Below are 16645 nucleotides of genomic sequence, written 5' to 3'. Positions count from 1 at the left end.
CATGGACACTCCCGTCGACATCGTGCACTTCATGCTGACGGTCCTCTTCGCCCTCGCGGCGGTGCACGCACTGTGGCATGGTGTGCGGTCGCCGGGGGCGGGACGCCGTGACCGGGTGGACCACCTCCTGCACGCCGCCATGTCCCTCGCCATGGCGGCCATGCCCTGGAGTCTCGGCCGATCGCTGCCCGGCCGGGCCACGACGGTTCTCTTCGCGCTCGCCGCACTGTGGTTCCCGCTGACCGCCCTCCGCCGCCGCACGGCGAACAGAGTGGCGGAGATCGCCGGCCGGCTGCCGTCCGCGGCCGGCATGGCCGCGATGGCCTGGATGCTGCGCGCACCCCACGGCCGTGGGGTGCCGACCCACGAGACCTTGGCCGCGGGCGTCCCGGGCGTGCACGACACCGCGGCTCATGGCCATGCCGCCGGCGCACCGGTGCCGGCCGCATGTGTCACCGGGCTGCTGACGGTGTATCTCCTGGCCTGTGCCATGTGGTCGTTGACCCGCCCCATGCCCTCGCTGCGGTCCACCCCGGACGCCGCGCACCGCGCCGCCGCGACGGACCCGTACGGTCACGTCCGCGACGGCGCGATGGCGCTGGGGACGGCCCTGATGCTGCTCGTGCCCCACTGACCGCCTGTCACAGGGCGCCGACGACGGCCTTGCTGCGCATCAGGAAGTCCGACAGGTAACTGTCGTGGGGCACACCCGGAGCCATCCAGTAGGTCGGGTGGTCACCGACGTACACATTGGCGATGGTGGGTTCCGCCAGCAGCGCGTCGAGCAACGCGCCGTCGCGGGTGAGCGCCGAGAGCACGAGTGTGTCCCGCAGCGGAGCGATGCCGTCCGTACGGTTCCAGGGCGCCACCCATACGCAGGGAAAGGGGAGTTCTGTCCGGAGCTGCGCGGCACTCGAACCGCCGACCTGGTGGACGGCGGGACGCAGGACGGCGCTTCCGTCACCGAGGTCGCCGACGACGCCGTCGCCACCGAGCCAGGCACGGGTCCCCGCCGCCACCGATCTCAGGTAGGAGTCCAGGGCCCGCGCCCGGTCCAGCGGGCACACCGGGAGCACCGCCCGCACGTCCTGCGGCGGCAGAACGGGCAGCCGGGACAGACGGGCAGCGACGGCCTCGGCGAGCGGCGCCGGATCGCCCTCGACGAAGACGGCGGTGGCGTTGACGCACGCGGTGCCCCCCTCGTCGGCGACCGAGCCGACGATCGTGTCGAGGTGCTCCCGCCAGTCGGTGTCCGCCGTGACGAGGATCTTGGTCCTGCCGGGCCCCTGGGGCAGCACGCGCGGATCGCGGGCGTACTGGGTGACCACCTCGTCGCCGCCGTACACGACAGCGCGGTCGGCACCGCGGATGAGCACGTCGGCGGTCCGGTGGTCCGTGGGCAGCAGCATCAGCTGGTCCTCGCGGACACCCGCCCGGTGCAGCGCCGCGACAAGCCGGTGCGGGGTGAACGGCTCCCGCCGCGACGGACGCACGGCGACGCGGTAGCCCAGCGCCAGCGCTTCCAGCCACAACCGGTGGACGCCGGGGTGGTTGCCGGAGGCGTTGACGGCGAACACGTTCCCCCGGCGGGCCCAGACGGCGTGGCCGGCCTCCAGAGCCGGGTCCCGGCGGTCGGAGACCGCCCCGCGTGGTCTTCCCCGCTCGGCGGAGGAACGGGCCCGGCTGACGAACCGAGCCGTGCCCCGTGTCGCGGCGCGCACCACCGTCAGCGGCGTGCCGGACGTGCGGCTGACGAGGTGTTCGTACTCGCGTACGCCCAGTCCGCCGACGGTGCCGGTGGCGAACTCCTCACCGGCCGCCTCCAGCAGTGCGTCGACGTCGGCCGCCGGTACCGCCTCGGCCTTGCGCAGCGCGGCCAGGGCCCGGCCGACGTACAGCGGTGGCACCAGGCTCAGCCGCGCCACCTCGGTGCCGGACACATCCGTCACCGCGCTCGGCACCCGCGTCCGGTACGGACCGCGGGGACCCAGCGCGTCCAGGTACATCGGCCCGGTGACCACCGCATGTGTCATCAGTACACGCCCTCGATCACGGTCTCGCCCTTCACCGTGGGCACCGGCGCGACGTCGGCGACCGCGTCACCTGCCTGGCCGTCGGCCGGCCGCATGCGCACGGCCGTGTCCCGTTCCGCATTGTTCGGGATGAGCATGGATCTGCTGACGTGGCTGACGATCACTTGGCCCCGTTCACCGACATCGACCGTGTCCCCGGTGTCGGGGTCCACGACCGACAGGAACACGTACGGCGACACGGGGTCGAACACACAGGGCTCCGAAGCGCTGAGACCCGTCCGTTCGAGCAGCGCGGTGAGCATCATGGTGTTGCCGTACATGCCGATGAGGGGTACCTCGGGAAAGACCTCCGTGGCCAGCAGGTGGCGGGTGTCGGGGTCCATGTGCGTGCCGCCCCAGATGATCGCCTGGGCGGAGCCGTTGATCCGCTCCAGGAGGTCGTCCTCGCGTGCGAAGCGCTCCAGCAGCGGGGTGGTGGCGGCGAGTACCCCGATGTCCTGGGTCAGCAGGATCCGTCGGCACTGTTCGACGAGATGGTCGGCGTAGGACTCGACCTCGTCGCTCCGGCCGGCGGCGACCAGCTTCTTCACCCAGCGGGGGTCCATGTCGATGTTCAGCCCCAGGCCGCTGAGGGATCCCGCGGCCCGCTGCAGCACGTCACCCACCAGATGCGGACCCGTCGGCGCCACCGTCAGCCACTGGGCTCCGACGGGCAGGCCGTGGTCCCGGAGGCGCTTGCCGACCTGTTCCGTGCTGTGCCGCATCCAGTCGTCGAGCTGGACGACTCGCTTGGGCGCACCGGTCGTTCCGCCGCTGTCGAAGACGTTGAGCAGCCGGACGTCGCTTCCATAGCCCCGGGGGATCAGGTCCGCCACCGGGACGTCACGCAGTTCGTCGGCCAGGTCGGGGAAGAGCATCAGGTCGTCCACGCCCTTGACGTCCTGTCGCGGATCGAAGGCGAGCCGGTCGGCCCGGTCGAGCCAGTAGCAGGAACCTGTCGCCGGGTCGAAGTGCCAGCGCATGGCCGCTCGGACGAACTCGTCCGGGTCGACGTCGTCGGACGGTCCGGCGTCCAGAACGGTGGGGGACTCGTACGTCATGGATGGTCCTTCCTAGGCACGGACTCGTGCGTATGAGCGAGGTTCCGCGGGACGTGTGAGATCGGAAAGCGTTCGGTCACCGGCTGAACAGCTCGAAGGCGACGGCACGCCTTCCGTCGAACCGCGAACCGTGGGTGCCGGTGCTGTCGGTCAGGAAGCGGCGCGCGTACGTCTCGGGGTCCTCCTCGGTCAATGCCTCGATGTAGGTGCGGTGCCGCAGCAAGGACAGCACCCCCCGCTCGAAGCCCGGCTCGGCGGACACCGCGTGGGTCGGCGCGGGCGAGTTGGCGACGGCCACCCACCGGACGCCGTTCCAGGGCCGCAGGCCCTGTTCGGTGAGCTCGGGGAAGATCCAGCGGTTGCCCGCGTCCGCCGACGCGTCCAGCACCGCGCGTCCCACTGCCACGTGGTCCGGTGTGTTCCAGGCACCCTGAGCCCAGGTGTCCCGGTGGTTGAGCGTGATCACCAGCTCGGGCCGGTGGCGCCGGACGGCAGCGGCGATGTCGCGCCGCAGGGGCACGCCGTACTCGATCACACCGTCCTGGTGGTCGAGGAACTCCACCGTGGACACACCCACGGCCGCGGCGGCGGCACGCTGCTCCGCCTCGCGCAGCGACCGGGCGCGTTCGGGGGCCAGGCTGTCGATACCGGCCTCACCACGGGTGGCGAGGACGTAGACGACCTCCCGGCCGTCGGCCACCCAGGAGGCCACGGCGGCCGAGCATCCGTACTCCAGATCATCGGGATGGGCCACCACGGCGAGCGCCCGTCGCCAGTCGTCCGGCATCGGGCGGAGCGGTGGAAGAGGGCTGTCGGTCATGTGTCTGCTCTCGTAGATGTCGCGTGGTGTGGCGGCAGGCCGGCACGGGGCTCTTCAAAGCCGATGTGCGCGGGCACCTTGGAGCCGACCGTGTCGCCGAAGTGGTTCAGACGCGCGGAAGGAGGCTCTCCAGGGGGACGGCGAGATCGGCGAGGACGGCGTCGTCCGTCTCCACGCCGGATTCGATCAGGGAACGGATCGTGCCGATGACGTCCCACACGTTGACGCTCATCCCCGCAACGATCCGGTTCCCGGACAGCCAGAAGGCGATGAACCGCCGCTCGTCCGGTGCCCCGCGGAAGACGACACGGTCGTAGCCGCCCGGCTCGGCGTAGCCGGTGTACTCCATCCCGAGGTCGTACTGGTCGGTGTAGAAGTACGGCAGCCGGTCGTAGACCGCGTCCTTGCCCAGCATGCTCAGCGCGGCGGTGCGCGGCTGGTGCAGTGCGTTGGCCCAGTGCTCGACGCGCAGGTGCCGGCCGAGCCGCGGGTGGTAGGCGTTGGCGACGTCGCCGGCGGCGTGGATGTCGGCCGCCGAGGTCCGCAGGTGTTGGTCCGTGACGATGCCGTTGCGCACGTCCAGGCCCGCCTCCTCGGCGAGGCGGACGTTGGGTGTGATGCCCACTCCCACCACCACGGCGTCCGCGGGCAGGCGACTGCCGTCGGCGAGCACGACCCCATCCACGCGGCCGCCGGTTCCGGTGACGCGTTCGATCCCGGCGTGGGGACGCAGGTCGACGCCGTGGTCCCGGTGCAGGCCGGCGAAGACCTCGGCCGCCTCTCGCCCCAGGACCTTGAGCAGGGGCAGCTCGGCGTGCTCAAGGACGGTCACCTCCGCCCCGGCCGTCCGCGCCGCGGCGGCCGTCTCCAGACCGATCCATCCGCCGCCGACGACCACGATCCGCGCGCCCTCGGTGAAGGCGGACTTGAGACGCTCGCTGTCGCCCACGCGTCGCAGATACAGCACGTCGTCCAGGTCCGCCCCCGGAACGGACAGGCGGCGCGGTGAGGAACCGGTCGCCAGAAGCAGCTTGGCGTAGGGCACGCGACGACCGTCGTCCAGCGTCACCTCGTGGGCCTGCCCGTCGACCGACGTCACACTCGTGCCCAGAAGCAGGTCGACCCCGTGTTCCCGGTACCAGTCCTCGGGGTGCACATAGATCGACTCGCGGTCCTCCTTGCCCAACAGATAGCCCTTGGACAGCGGCGGTCGAATGTACGGCCGCTCACGCTCGTCCCCGATGAGGAGAAGCGGCCCGTCGTGACCGTGCGCGCGCAGTTCTTCAGCAGCCTTGCCGGCGGCCAGGCCGCCCCCGACGATCACGAATGTGTTATCAGGCGACATGATGATCCCGTCTCAGGTTGTGCGGCGCACACAGCGAGTCGTGTGGTGCGGTCATCCATGAGACCGGGCGACGACAAGGGTTGTGACATCACCGCGTCAGCGTGCCGGGGCCACCGCCGTCGGCGTCCCCTGGCCGTTCTCGCGGGCATCAGGAGGTGTGATCCGTCGCCTCATCAGAGAGAACGGAGCGTCACCGCCAGCACGGCCGGATCATCGTGCCCTGCCAACGGGACGAATCCGTGCCGTTCCAGGTCGTCGATCATCTGCGAGCGCGAGGCGGGCCACATCCAGAACGTCTCGGTGTGCTCCCGGAGCACACCTTCCGCACCCCGGACCCAGTAGTCGGCGCGTGTGTGGATGCGGTTTCCGGCGGTCGACATCACCATGCGTCCGCCGTACGTGTGCTCGCCGATCCGCTGTTCGGGCAGGACGCGCAGAAGGGCCCGGACCGGAAGCTGGGCAGGTGGAAGCTGCAGGAACAGCGAACCGCCGGGGACGAGGGCCGCGCCGATCGCATGCCAGAGCGCGTGCCGCGCGCTCGGCGAGAGGCACGCGACCGTGTTGTGGCAGACGGCCACGTCCGCCACCGCGTACAGAGCCGCCTCGTCCAAGGCGTGCGGGTGCACGGTCACCCGCTCCCTCTCCCGTGCGGGCAGGGCGGCGAGGCGGGTCATCAGGGACGTGCGCATGGCCCGCGCGGGCTCGACGGCGTACACGTCGGCTTGAGACTCGGCCAGGCTCATCAACGTGACCCGTCCGGTACCGGCACCGATGTCCAGGACCCCGACACGGGCCTTCGCGACTTCGCGACCGTAGAGCTGACGGACCCGTCTCTCGTCCGCCTCGGCCTGGAGGATGTCGTAGAACTCCGCAGTGACGGCGTAGGAATCCGTCTGCGGCCGGAAGGTCGGTGCTCTCGCTATGACAGGGTGCATATCCAGCAAGACAGCACCTGGGCCGTAGGTGTGACAGCGATGACGGCGAGCGGGGTGCCGGCCCGTGCGGGCTCGGGGTGACCGCCGTCGCAGTCCTGCTGTTGCGTCGGCCGGGACCTCCTCACGAACGTCGAGGAGCACGGCGGCGCCCGGCTCCTTCTGTCACACCTGGGCCATCTCGCCGGTCATGACTGGGACAGCAGTTCACGAACCGTGCCCGAACAGCACAGCCGTGGACGAGTCGGCTCCGCAGCGCCGCGGGTGCGTTGCTTCGCCTCCGTTTTGGGCTGGGCGACGCGCGTGGCACGGACAGCCACGGCCGCACGGCGACGGCGAGCCCTCGCAACACGCCAGTGCCGCGGACTCACGGCAGTGCCCGGGACCGCGGCGCCATCAGACGCAGCGAGCTTCGGGTGATGCAGAAATGAATGGTGAAGAGATGGGCAACGAAAGCCGGCCGGCCGAGCCGGGGCAGGAGCGCACGGGGGAGAGGCTCGCCCAGTGGGCGGACGGCCGACTCGGCTACCGCCGTCTGGCCCGCTCCGCTCGGCGCCTGGTCTTCCCCGACCATTGGTCGTTCATGCTCGGCGAGATCGCACTCTACAGTTTCGTCATCCTGCTGCTCACCGGCGTCTACCTGAGCCTCTACTTCCACCCTTCCTCCGACCCTGTGGTCTACCAGGGCAGCTACGCCCCCTTGCGAGGCCAGCTGATGTCGGAGGCCTTCGACTCGACCCTGCACATATCCTTCGACGTCCGCGGCGGCCTGCTCGTCCGCCAGGCACACCACTGGGCGGCGCTGGTCTTCGTCGCCGCGTTGTTCGTACACATGTTGCGAGTCTTCTTCACCGGCGCGTTCCGCAAGCCACGCGAGCTGAACTGGGTGTTCGGGTTCCTGCTGCTCATCCTGGCCATGTTCGGGGGCCTGACGGGCTACGACCTGCCCGACGACCTGCTGTCCGGCACCGGCCTCCAGGTCGTGAACGGCACGATCCTGTCGATCCCGGTCGTCGGGACGTACGTGTCGTTCTTCCTCTTCGGCGGCGAGTTCCCCGGCGAGGACCTGATCGCCCGCTTCAACACGATCCACATCCTTGTCATCCCCGGACTGATGGTCGCCCTGCTCGTCGGCCACCTGGCCCTGGCCGTATGCCACCGGCACGCTCAGTACCCCGGGCCCGGCCGCACCAACACCAACGTCGTCGGCATTCCGTTCCGGGTGTACGCCGTGAAGGCCGGCGGCTACTTCTTCCTCGTGTCCGGCGTGATCTTCTTCATGGCCGCCGTCGCGCAGATCAATCCGGTGTGGAACTACGGGCCCTTCCGCCCCGACCAGGTCTCCGCCGGTTCCCAACCCGACTGGTACATGGGCGTCGCTGACGGCTTCCTGCGCGTCATGCCCGGCTGGGAAATCTCGTTCTGGGGCCACACCCTGGCCCTGGACAACTTCCTGCCCCTGCTGATCGGCATGCTCCTCTTCCTCGCCATGGGCGCCTATCCCTTCATCGAGTCCTGGGTCACGGACGACGACCGCGAACAGCACTTGCTGGACCGCCCCCGCAACCGCCCGGTGCGGACCGCTCTGGGCGTGGCCTGGCTCAGCGTCTACTCGGTGGCTCTCGTCGGTGCCGCCAACGACCTGATAGCGACGCATCTGCGTGTTTCCGTCGAATCAGTCACCTGGACCGTGCGCATCGGCCTGTTCGTCGTCCCGGTCCTGGCCTTCTTCATCACCAAACGTGTGGCACTGGGTCTCCAACGACAGGACCGCGACAAGGTGCTGCACGGGCGTGAGAGCGGCATCATCAAACGGCTTCCGCACGGCGAGTACGTCGAGGTTCACGAGCCGCTCACCCAGGCGCAACTGCACGTCCTGACGGCCCACACGCAGTACCGGCCCATGGAGGCCGCACCCTTGCAGGACGGCGACGGCGACGGCGACGCGCCCCGCCGGGCCCAGCGCATGCGCGTCAGGCTCAGCCGTGTCCTCTACGGCTCGGGTACGCAGATTCCCAAGCCCACGCCGGCCGAGTACACGGAGATCAGCAGCGGCCACCACCACTCCTGATCAGCGACGAAACACCCCGCGACCCGTCGTCACGACGTGTCACACCTTCGACGCGGTTCCGGTCATATGAGTAGAAGGCGGCACAACGAAGTGCCGGGCCAATCGGTCCGCCGTACACGGCTGTTCGCCGCGGCGCCCTCGCCCCGTCGGCCTGACCGCCGACTCCCGCGCGGCGGCCTCGGCGCTCTTCCTCGCAGCGGCGGACCCACACCCGTACCGCGGCTGCGGGCCGCGCGGGGGCAAAGACCCCCAAGTATCAGCCCGCTTGCCCTCCCGGAGCTTGCGCCCCGATCCCGTCCGAAAGGCATCCGACATGACCCGTACCCCCCGCACACGCCGGGCCCGTACCTCCCTCACCGTTCTGGCCGGCGCGACCATCGCCGCGGGCCTGCTCGCCACCACGATCGCTCCGGCTTCCGCCGACAAGGGCGCCCCCTCGCGGGCGCCCAAGCCCACCGTCGTCCTGGTCCACGGTGCCTTCGCCGACTCCACGAGCTGGAACGGCGTCATAAAGAGACTGCGTCACGACGGCTTTCCCGTGGTCGCCGTCGCCAACCCGCTGCGCTCCCTGAGCGGCGACTCCGCCTACCTCAAGGACGTCCTGGCCGGCATCGACGGTCCCATCGTCCTGGCCGGTCACTCCTACGGCGGCTCGGTCATCAGCAACGCCGCCACCGGCAACAGGAACGTCAAGGCACTGGTCTACCTCGCCGCCTTCCTCCCGGAGAAGGGGGAGAGCGCGGTCGACCTGTCGGGGAGGTTCCCCGGCAGCACCCTCGGTGACGCGCTGCGCCCGGTGCCGTTCACGAACGCCGACGGCTCGCAAGGCACCGACCTCTACATTCAGAACGACAAGTTCCGGCACCAGTTCGCGGCGGACGTGCCCCGTAACCAGACCGACCTGATGGCCGTCACCCAGCGACCGGTCACCAACGCCGCCCTGACCGAGGGCGCGGCGGAGCCCGCGTGGAAGACCATCCCGTCCTGGGTCCTGGTCGCCACGCAGGACCTCAACATTCCGCCGAAGGCTCAGGAGTTCATGGCCGAGCGGGCCGGTGCCCACACCACGGAGGTCCGGGCGTCCCACGCGGTGAGCGTGTCGCAGCCCGGCAAGGTCACCGACGTCATCGAGGACGCCGCGAGCTCGGTGCGCTGACCCTTCCGCGTAACGCCCGCGGGACTGACACGGACCGTTGGGTCCACGCGTCGGTCCCGTGGGCGTTCCACGCTTCCATGTGCGCGAACCCCGTGCCCCCGACCGCCGGTCCGCCGATGCGACCCCGCACCGGGCCCGGCCGCGCAAGGACAAGCCCATGCGCCGCGAACCGCGGATCATTCCCATAGGCCCCGGCGACCTCGCTCCCGTCGTGGCGATGCATCGTCGCTGCTCCTCACAGACCTTGTGGAGCCGTTACCACCGGGCCATGGCCGACCCTCAGACCTACCTGCCCGCTCTGCTGGGCCGCCCCGGCTCGGTCCACCTGGCCGCACGGGACACCACCGGCCGCATTGTCGCTGTGGGCCATCTGATGCCGGACCACTCGGCCGTCGAGGCCGCGCTTCTGGTCGAGGACTCCTGGCAGGGGCAGGGGCTGGGCACCCGCCTGTTGTACCACCTGGGCCACCACGCGCTCAGAGGTGGTTGGGCGACGCTCTACGGCCTCGTCCTGTCCGGCGACGAACGGATGGACGCCCTCCTGCGCCATGTGCCCGTCGCCGTGCACCGGAGCGAGGAGGGCGGCACCGTCACCGCCTGGGTCCAGGGGCGTGACCTGGGGGCCGGCCTGCCCGGCCGACGGCGGAGCTGCTTCCTGCGCACCGGGCACCGGTGATCACCGACCGCCTTCCGGGTCAGCCGGACCGGGTACCGGCCCGTTGAGAAAAGCCGATGCGGAACATTGTGTTCCGCATCGGCTGTTTCACGAGCACCACACATGGGCGCCGGCACGCCTCACGTCCCGGCGTCGGGGTACAGGTCGTCCTCGAAGGGCGCGGACTCCAGGATCTCCCTGACCGTGGTCAGGTAGCGAGCAGCATCCGCCCCGTCCACCAGCCGGTGGTCGTACGACAACGACAGGTGCACCAGGTCCCGGATGCCGATGACCTCCTCGCCGGCGCTGCGCACGACCCCGGGCCTCCTGACCGTCGCGCCCACGCCCAGGATCGCTGCCTGGTTCGGCGGCACGATGACGGTGTCGAACAGGGCGCCGCGCGAACCGGTGTTTGAGATCGTGAAGGTGGCCCCTGATACGTCGTCGGGGGTGAGGTGGCCACTGCGGGCCCGGTCGGCCAGGTCGCGGACGGCCCGGGCGATCCCGGCGACGGTCAGGTCGCCGGCGGCCTTGATCACCGGGGTCATCAGCCCGTTCTCGGTGTCGACCGCGATGCCGACGTTCTCGGTGTCGAAGTAGGTGATCGTCCCCTCGGCCTCGTTGATCCTGGCGTTGACGACCGGATGCGCCTTCAGGGCCTGGGCCGCGGCCTTGACGAAGAAGGGCATCGGGGACAGCTTGAGGCCCTCGCGGGCCAGGAAGCCGTCCTTCGCCCGGTTTCGCAGCCGCATGAGCCGGGTGACGTCGGCCTCGACCGTGCTGGTCAGTTGCGCCTGCTCCAGCAGAGCCTTCTTCAGGTTGTCCCCGATGGCCCTCCGAATGCGGGTCATCCGGACCGTCCGGCCGCGCAGCACGGGCTCCTGTGCCGCCGGGGTGGACGGCACAGCGGGCGCGGGTGACACCGGCGCGAGCGGCGCCGACACCCGTGGTGCCGCCGTTGGTTCGGGTGCGGGGGCCGGCGACGGCGCGACGGGTGCGGCAGGAGCCGGCGTGACCGGCGCCGGCGCAGGAGTGGGAGACGGCGCCGGGCCAGCCTGGGGGGCCTCGGCCGGGGGCGCCGGTGGGGCCGCCGGGACGGCGTCCGCCGCACCGATGACGGCGAGTTCGGCGCCGACCTCGGCGGTCTCGTCCTCGGCGACGGCGATGCTCAGCAGAACACCGGTGGCGGGGGAGGGGATCTCGGTGTCGACCTTGTCGGTGGAGACCTCCAGCAAGGGTTCGTCGGCCTCGACGTGCTCGCCGATCTGTTTCAGCCAGCGGGTCACGGTGCCCTCGGTGACGGACTCGCCGAGGGCCGGCAGGGTGACGGTAACCGTCATGATGTCGTTCAGCTCCTCACGGACCGGCAGGGCGCAAGGGCCCTCCGGTTCCTGTCGTTCATGACCTGCGTCATGGGGGTCGGTCGCGTGTCCCCGCCGCTCACCGGTCGAGGCCGTAGCGGGCGCGGGCCTGCGCGACGATCGCCAAGGGGATCTGCCCGGCCCGGGCCAGCCGGTCCAGTGCGGTCACCACGATCGACTCGGCGTCCACGTGGAAGTAGCGACGGACGTCCTCACGGGTGTCGGACAGACCGAAACCGTCGGTGCCCAGGGAGTAATAGTCCTGCTCGATCCACTGGCTGATCTGGTCGGGCACCTGCCGCATCCAGTCGCTGACGGCCAGCACCGGCCCCGGCGCACCGGCCAGTGCCCCGGTGACGAACGGAGTGCGATCCTCACCGCGCATCCGGGCGTCGTCGGCGCGCATCGCGTCGCGGCGCAGCTCCGTCCACGACGTCACCGACCACACGTCGGCGTGCACGTTCCAGTCGGAGGCGAGGAGTTCCTGCGCTCGCAGGGCCCAGTGAATGGCCGTACCGGAGGACAGCAACTGGAGCCGGGGTCCCGCCGCGGCGGGGTCGGCGGGCCGATACCGGTAGATGCCCCGGACGATGCCCTCCTCGACACCCGGCAGCGCGGGCATGGCCGGCTGGTGCTTCGGCTCGTTGTACACGGTCAGGTAGTAGAAGACGTCTTCCGGCTGCTCGCCGTACATCCGGCGCAGACCGTCCCGGACGATGACCGCGATCTCGTAGGCGAAAGCCGGGTCGTAACTGACCGCCGCCGGATTGGTGGCGGCCAGCAGGTGCGAGTGCCCGTCCCCGTGCTGCAGTCCCTCACCGGTCATGGTCGTGCGCCCCGCGGTGCCGCCGACGACGAAGCCGCGGCCCATCTGGTCGCCGAGCGCCCAGAACTGGTCGCCGGTGCGCTGAAAGCCGAACATGGCGTAGAAGATGTAGAAGGGGATCATGGGCTCGCCGTGCGTGGCGTACGAGGTCGCCGCGGCGGCGAACTCGGCCACGGAACCGGCCTCGGTGATGCCCTCGATCAGCAACTGTCCGGTCGTGCTCTCCTTGTAGTGGAGCAACTGGTCCGCGTCGACCGGATCGTAGTTCTGGCCCAGCGGCGAGTAGATGCCGGCCGTGGGGAACATCGATTCCATGCCGAACGTACGGGCCTCGTCGGGGATGATCGGCACCCAGCGCGCTCCGGTCCGCTCGTCACGCATCAAATCTTTGACCAACCGCACCAATGCCATGGTGGTGGCGACCTCTTGGTGGCCGAAACCTTTCTCCAACGCCTCGAAGGGCTTGGCGGGCGGCTCCGGCAGCGGCTTCGCGATCACCCGCCGGAGAGGGGCGGGACCTCCCAGCGCGGCCCGGCGCTCGCGCAGGTACCGCACCTCCGGTGAATTCTCCCCCGGGTGCCAGAACGGGACCTGGTCACCGGCGAGCGCACTGTCGGGAATGGGAAGCCCCAGCAGGTCACGCATCTCACGGAACTGCTGCATCGTGAGCTTCTTCATCTGGTGGTTGGCGTTGCGGGACTCGAACGCCGAACCCAGGGTGTGACCCTTCACCGTCTGGGCGAGGATCACCGTCGGCGTGCCCCGGTGCTCCACCGCGGCCCGGTAGGCGGCGTACACCTTCAACGGCTCGTGTCCGCCGCGGGAGTTCTCGAACAGGTCGATCACCTGGGCGTCGCTCAGGGCGGCGGAGAGGGCGGACAGGGCGTCACCGGTGAAGAAGTTCTTCCGTATGTACGCGGCGTCCCGCGCGGCCAGCGTCTGCATCTGCGCGTCGGGCACCTCGCCCAGGCGCCGCACGAGGTCGCCGGTGGTGTCCTGTCCCAGCAGCGGGTCCCAGGCCTCGCCCCACAGGGTCTTGACCACGTTCCAGCCCGCGCCGCGGAACCGCGCCTCCAGCTCCTGCACGATCTTCGAGTTGGACCGCACCGGCCCGTCCAGGCGCTGGAGGTTGCAGTTGATGACGAACGTCAGGTTGTCCAGGCCCTCGCGGGAGGCCACAGTCAGCGCGGCCATCGACTCCGGCTCGTCTGTCTCCCCGTCGCCCAGGAACGCCCACACCCGCGAGGCGGAGGTGTCCTTGATACCGCGAGCCTGCAGATAGCGGTTGAAGCGGGCCTGGTAGATCGCGCCGAGCGGGCCCAGCCCCATGGACACCGTCGGAAACTCCCACAGCCACGGCAGCCGCCGCGGATGCGGGTACGACGGCAGGCCGTGTCCGCCCGCCTCCCGCCGGAAACCGTCGAGTTGCTCCCTGCTGAGCCTCCCTTCGAGGAACAGCCGGGCGTAGATGCCCGGGGAGGCGTGCCCCTGGAGGAACAGCTGGTCGCCCGAGCCGTCACCGTCCTTGCCCCGGAAGAAGTGGTTGAAGCCGATCTCGTAGAGCCAGGCCGCCGACGCGTAGGTGGAGATGTGGCCGCCCAGTCCCAGCCGGGAACCCCGGGTGACCATGGCCGCGGCGTTCCACCGGTTGAGCGCGGTGATCCTGGACTCCATCTCCAGGTCGCCGTCGAACTCCGGCTGTGCGGCGGCCGGGACGGTGTTGATGTAGTCCGTGGACAGCAGTCCGGGCAGGGGCGCCCCCGACGCCGCGGCGAACTCGTGCACCCGCCGCATCAGGTAGGCCGCCCGCTCCGGCCCGGCGTTCCGCACGACGGCGTCGAGGGAGGCCTGCCATTCGGCGGTCTCCTCGCGGTCACGGTCGGGTAGTTGATCGAGCTCGCTGATCACAGAGGTCTCGGTGGGCCGGGACGGATCACTCATGGCAGCCTTCCTGTCACTGCGTGGGTGCCGGCGACGCCGGCCGCGGACACGGTGGGCGCCGCGGGGCGGTCGGTGGGGATCGGGGGTGACGACGCGTCGCCGCCCGGCGGACTCAGCGGTTCTTGAGCCACTGGCTGAAGGTCTGGTGGCCGACGTGGGCGTCCGGCCCGGGAAGGAGGGCCCGCTCCTGGAGCACCGCGCCGAAGAACGGGGCCTGCGCGTCGGCGATCACCGGGCCGCGCCGGCCCAGGAAGGTGAGCAGCTCGGCGGTGACGTCCTCGAACCTGAGCTCTTCGGGGCCGGCGACCTCGGTCACCTCGAACCGCGGTAGACCCACCGCGACATGGGCGACCGCGGTGGCGACGTCGTCCATCGAGACCGGACGCAGCAGGAGCGGGGGCACGTGCACACCGTCGGTCCGGGTGCCGGCCGTCGCGGCGGCCGCCACGGACTTGTGGAACGGCGTGGCGCGCACCACGGAGTACGGAATGGTGGTGTGCCGCACCAGGTCCTCCTGTGCCGCCTTGGCCCGGAAGTAGCCCGAGCCGATCCGGTCGGCGCCCACCACCGACAGCGCCACGTAGTGCTCGACGCCCGCCGCGGCGGCGGCCTTGAGGAGGTTGCCCGTCGCGGTGGTGAAGAACGCCGTGCTGGTCTCCTGCTTCCGCGAGGGTGCGTCGGTGAGGTCCACGACCACCTCGGCGGCGCGCAGCGCCTGGTCGAGGCCCTGGCCGGTGCTGACGTCGACCCCTTGTCTGCGGGAGACCGGCACGACCTCCACCCCGTGGTCCCGGAGCCTGGCGACGGTCCTGGAACCGATCAGACCGGTGGCACCTACAACGACGACTCTCATCTGGATCTCTTCCGTCCAGGGGCCGATGACCCCGCTGGGTATGCGTCGAAGGCGGTGGCGGACATCGGCGCGCCACCGTGCTCACCACAGCTAGACAGGACCGATCGGCTCGTTGTGACACCATGCTCACGAGTGCCGGCCGCCGCCGGTCGCAACCCGTGTCACAGATCTGCCGGGCACCCGGTCAGGAGGAGGAGCGGTCTTCAACGACCGGACATGACCACGTGCAGGCGGGATCTGCCGCCCGGGCACGTGGAACCACGGAAGGTGCGACTCAGTGTCGGAGAACTCACAGCACGCCCACCACGGCCACGGTCACGGAACGGACGGCGAGGACGGTCCGAGCTGGACCCGAGCGGCGAAGATGCTCCAGGACGCCTCGCCGATCACCGTTCCCGAGGGTGCCTCGGCGATGACCATCCACGTCCAGTGGGAGCCCGGTGACCCCGGCACCCCGCCGCACCGCCACTCCGGACCGGCGTTCGGCTATGTCATCAAGGGCGCGGTCCGCTTCGAACTTGAGGGCGAGCCCGAGCGCGTCATCGAAGCCGGCGGAACCTTCTGGGAACCGGGTGGCGACGCCATCCACTACCAGGACGGCAACGCTCTCGCCGACGAGAGGACCGAATTCGTCGTCACCATGATGTGCGCCCCCGGCAAGCCCATGCTGGAGCTGGTCGACGAGCAGGAGCTCAAGGAGCGCGCCCACCTGCGCGCACCGCGGCCCACCGCCTGACCCCGAGACGTTCACACGCCGTCCGCTGCCTCATGGCGGCGGACGGCGGCATATCCGTGCCGTGGGCGAGGGGCCCGATCACCGTGCTCCGCGACACCAGGTGCCGGTCCGGCCGTTCACATGACAGGCGAGGCCCTGCGCTCATGAAACCGGCTACCGCCGCGGTTTCATGGGCGCAAGGCCCCGCCTGTCGGTGTCTCCTACTCCACGAAGTACGAGTCGTGCTTGTCGAAGAACGCGGCCCGCTCCTCCTCCGAGGCGTGCGCCAGCTGCGACACCTGCTCGAAGTACTCCTCGCGCGGGGCGCCCGGGGTGAACAGGAGCAGCATGTCGGCCGGGGCGTCGGAGTCGTTCCGGAAGGCGTGCAGCCCGCCCTGGGGGACGTGCAGGAAGTCTCCCTTGCGCGCGTCGACCCACTCCACGCCGTTGAACAGGCGCACCGTGCCGTCCAGGATGTAGAACGACTCCGAGATCCGCTTGTGGAAATGCGTCTTGGGGCCGCCCGCCCTGGGCCGCATCTCCACCCGGTACAGCCCGAACTCGCCTCGCGTGGTACCAGTGGTCGCCAGATAGTGGGTGGCGTCCTTCCCGGTACCGCTCTCACCGAGGTCCGGCGGTGTGGTGGCCGGCCGGAAGACGGCGCTGACCTCACCGTCCTCTCCCCAGTACTTCTGCTCCGGGTACGGGTACGACATGTCTGGCTCCTTTCCTGCGGCCGACGCGTGACGACGCGCCGGCGCGAACCGCTGAGCAGCGGTCCTCTCTACAACGAGACCGGCGGGCGTCCGCCCGTGTGACAGCGGAGCGCCCCGCCGG

At 70.4% G+C, this 16645-nt stretch carries 13 protein-coding genes and 2 pseudogenes; 5 read left to right on the top strand and 10 right to left on the bottom strand.

Annotation, left to right across the window (positions count from 1 at the left end):
- The first annotated feature begins 1 nt into the window (after nucleotide 1).
- Nucleotides 2–634: a DUF5134 domain-containing protein gene (locus C3492_RS14565; RefSeq protein ID WP_258055707.1), complete on the top strand. Its 633-nt coding sequence runs from the start codon at nucleotides 2–4 to the stop codon at nucleotides 632–634.
- Nucleotides 635–641: 7 nt separating this feature from the next.
- Here C3492_RS14565 and C3492_RS14560 read toward each other — a convergent pair whose 3' ends face one another.
- The 6 genes and pseudogenes from C3492_RS14560 to C3492_RS14540 form a co-directional block, all read right to left on the bottom strand.
- Nucleotides 642–2033: an aldehyde dehydrogenase family protein gene (locus C3492_RS14560; protein WP_103812173.1), complete on the bottom strand. Its 1392-nt coding sequence runs from the start codon at nucleotides 2031–2033 to the stop codon at nucleotides 642–644.
- Nucleotides 2033–3055, bottom strand: coding sequence for a phenazine antibiotic biosynthesis protein (locus tag C3492_RS45785; RefSeq protein ID WP_374938348.1), 1023 nt, complete (start codon nucleotides 3053–3055; stop codon nucleotides 2033–2035). Before C3492_RS45785 ends, C3492_RS14560 begins: the two co-directional genes overlap by 1 nt.
- Nucleotides 3048–3137: pseudogene (locus tag C3492_RS46910) on the bottom strand (hypothetical protein); the annotation flags it as partial. The pseudogene C3492_RS46910 and the gene C3492_RS45785, both read right to left, overlap by 8 nt.
- 72 nt (nucleotides 3138–3209) lie before the next feature.
- Nucleotides 3210–3953, bottom strand: a complete 744-nt coding sequence (locus C3492_RS14550) for a PIG-L deacetylase family protein (RefSeq protein ID WP_103812171.1) — start codon at nucleotides 3951–3953, stop codon at nucleotides 3210–3212.
- A 106-nt stretch (nucleotides 3954–4059) separates the two neighbouring features.
- On the bottom strand, nucleotides 4060–5298 hold the full coding sequence (locus tag C3492_RS14545) for an NAD(P)/FAD-dependent oxidoreductase (RefSeq protein ID WP_103812170.1): 1239 nt from the start codon (nucleotides 5296–5298) through the stop codon (nucleotides 4060–4062).
- 173 nt (nucleotides 5299–5471) lie between these two features.
- Nucleotides 5472–6233, bottom strand: a complete 762-nt coding sequence (locus tag C3492_RS14540) for a bifunctional 2-polyprenyl-6-hydroxyphenol methylase/3-demethylubiquinol 3-O-methyltransferase UbiG (protein ID WP_103812169.1) — start codon at nucleotides 6231–6233, stop codon at nucleotides 5472–5474.
- A gap of 439 nt (nucleotides 6234–6672) precedes the next feature.
- Here C3492_RS14540 and C3492_RS14535 point away from each other — a divergent pair, with 439 nt between their 5' ends.
- From C3492_RS14535 to C3492_RS14525, 3 genes are all read left to right on the top strand, one after another.
- Nucleotides 6673–8301, top strand: a complete 1629-nt coding sequence (locus tag C3492_RS14535) for a ubiquinol-cytochrome c reductase cytochrome b subunit (protein WP_103812168.1) — start codon at nucleotides 6673–6675, stop codon at nucleotides 8299–8301.
- 313 nt (nucleotides 8302–8614) lie between these two features.
- Nucleotides 8615–9457, top strand: a complete 843-nt coding sequence (locus tag C3492_RS14530) for an alpha/beta fold hydrolase (protein ID WP_103812167.1) — start codon at nucleotides 8615–8617, stop codon at nucleotides 9455–9457.
- Between the two features lie 268 nt (nucleotides 9458–9725).
- A complete protein-coding gene (locus C3492_RS14525; protein ID WP_258055706.1) occupies nucleotides 9726–10133 on the top strand; it encodes a GNAT family N-acetyltransferase in 408 nt (135 codons plus the stop codon).
- Between the two features lie 119 nt (nucleotides 10134–10252).
- Here C3492_RS14525 and C3492_RS14520 read toward each other — a convergent pair.
- From C3492_RS14520 to C3492_RS14510, 3 genes and pseudogenes are all read right to left on the bottom strand, one after another.
- Nucleotides 10253–11440, bottom strand: a pseudogene (locus C3492_RS14520) (2-oxo acid dehydrogenase subunit E2); the annotation flags it as partial.
- A 112-nt stretch (nucleotides 11441–11552) separates the two neighbouring features.
- On the bottom strand, nucleotides 11553–14240 hold the full coding sequence (gene aceE, locus C3492_RS14515; protein ID WP_103812164.1) for a pyruvate dehydrogenase (acetyl-transferring), homodimeric type: 2688 nt from the start codon (nucleotides 14238–14240) through the stop codon (nucleotides 11553–11555).
- A 112-nt stretch (nucleotides 14241–14352) separates the two neighbouring features.
- Complete coding sequence (locus tag C3492_RS14510; RefSeq protein WP_103812163.1) at nucleotides 14353–15093, bottom strand: SDR family oxidoreductase; 741 nt, start codon at nucleotides 15091–15093, stop codon at nucleotides 14353–14355.
- A gap of 277 nt (nucleotides 15094–15370) precedes the next feature.
- Between C3492_RS14510 and C3492_RS14505 the strand changes: the two genes are divergently transcribed.
- Nucleotides 15371–15829 carry a cupin domain-containing protein gene (locus C3492_RS14505; RefSeq protein WP_103812162.1) on the top strand — a complete coding sequence of 153 codons (459 nt, stop codon included), beginning with the start codon at nucleotides 15371–15373 and terminating at the stop codon, nucleotides 15827–15829.
- Between the two features lie 200 nt (nucleotides 15830–16029).
- On the opposite strand, the gene C3492_RS14500 is transcribed toward C3492_RS14505, so the two are convergent.
- A complete protein-coding gene (locus C3492_RS14500; protein ID WP_030654576.1) occupies nucleotides 16030–16524 on the bottom strand; it encodes a cupin domain-containing protein in 495 nt (164 codons plus the stop codon).
- Nucleotides 16525–16645: the final 121 nt, after the last annotated feature.

The sequence above is a fragment of the Streptomyces sp. Ru62 genome, assembly GCF_002920615.1.
Lineage (GTDB): Bacteria > Actinomycetota > Actinomycetes > Streptomycetales > Streptomycetaceae > Streptomyces.
Note: the sequence above shows the minus strand (reverse complement) of the source record. Positions and strands in the feature narration are given on the sequence as shown.

Bases quoted from the DNA above. Each gene is read 5' to 3' on its own strand.
- C3492_RS14565 (WP_258055707.1), top strand. From the start codon at position 2: ATGGACACTCCCGTCGACATCGTGCACTTCATGCTGACGGTCCTCTTC.
- C3492_RS14560 (WP_103812173.1), bottom strand. From the start codon at position 2,033: ATGACACATGCGGTGGTCACCGGGCCGATGTACCTGGACGCGCTGGGT.
- C3492_RS45785 (WP_374938348.1), bottom strand. From the start codon at position 3,055: ATGCGCTGGCACTTCGACCCGGCGACAGGTTCCTGCTACTGGCTCGAC.
- C3492_RS14550 (WP_103812171.1), bottom strand. From the start codon at position 3,953: ATGACCGACAGCCCTCTTCCACCGCTCCGCCCGATGCCGGACGACTGG.
- C3492_RS14545 (WP_103812170.1), bottom strand. From the start codon at position 5,298: ATGTCGCCTGATAACACATTCGTGATCGTCGGGGGCGGCCTGGCCGCC.
- C3492_RS14540 (WP_103812169.1), bottom strand. From the start codon at position 6,233: ATGCACCCTGTCATAGCGAGAGCACCGACCTTCCGGCCGCAGACGGAT.
- C3492_RS14535 (WP_103812168.1), top strand. From the start codon at position 6,673: ATGGGCAACGAAAGCCGGCCGGCCGAGCCGGGGCAGGAGCGCACGGGG.
- C3492_RS14530 (WP_103812167.1), top strand. From the start codon at position 8,615: ATGACCCGTACCCCCCGCACACGCCGGGCCCGTACCTCCCTCACCGTT.
- C3492_RS14525 (WP_258055706.1), top strand. From the start codon at position 9,726: ATGGCCGACCCTCAGACCTACCTGCCCGCTCTGCTGGGCCGCCCCGGC.
- aceE (WP_103812164.1), bottom strand. From the start codon at position 14,240: ATGAGTGATCCGTCCCGGCCCACCGAGACCTCTGTGATCAGCGAGCTC.
- C3492_RS14510 (WP_103812163.1), bottom strand. From the start codon at position 15,093: ATGAGAGTCGTCGTTGTAGGTGCCACCGGTCTGATCGGTTCCAGGACC.
- C3492_RS14500 (WP_030654576.1), bottom strand. From the start codon at position 16,524: ATGTCGTACCCGTACCCGGAGCAGAAGTACTGGGGAGAGGACGGTGAG.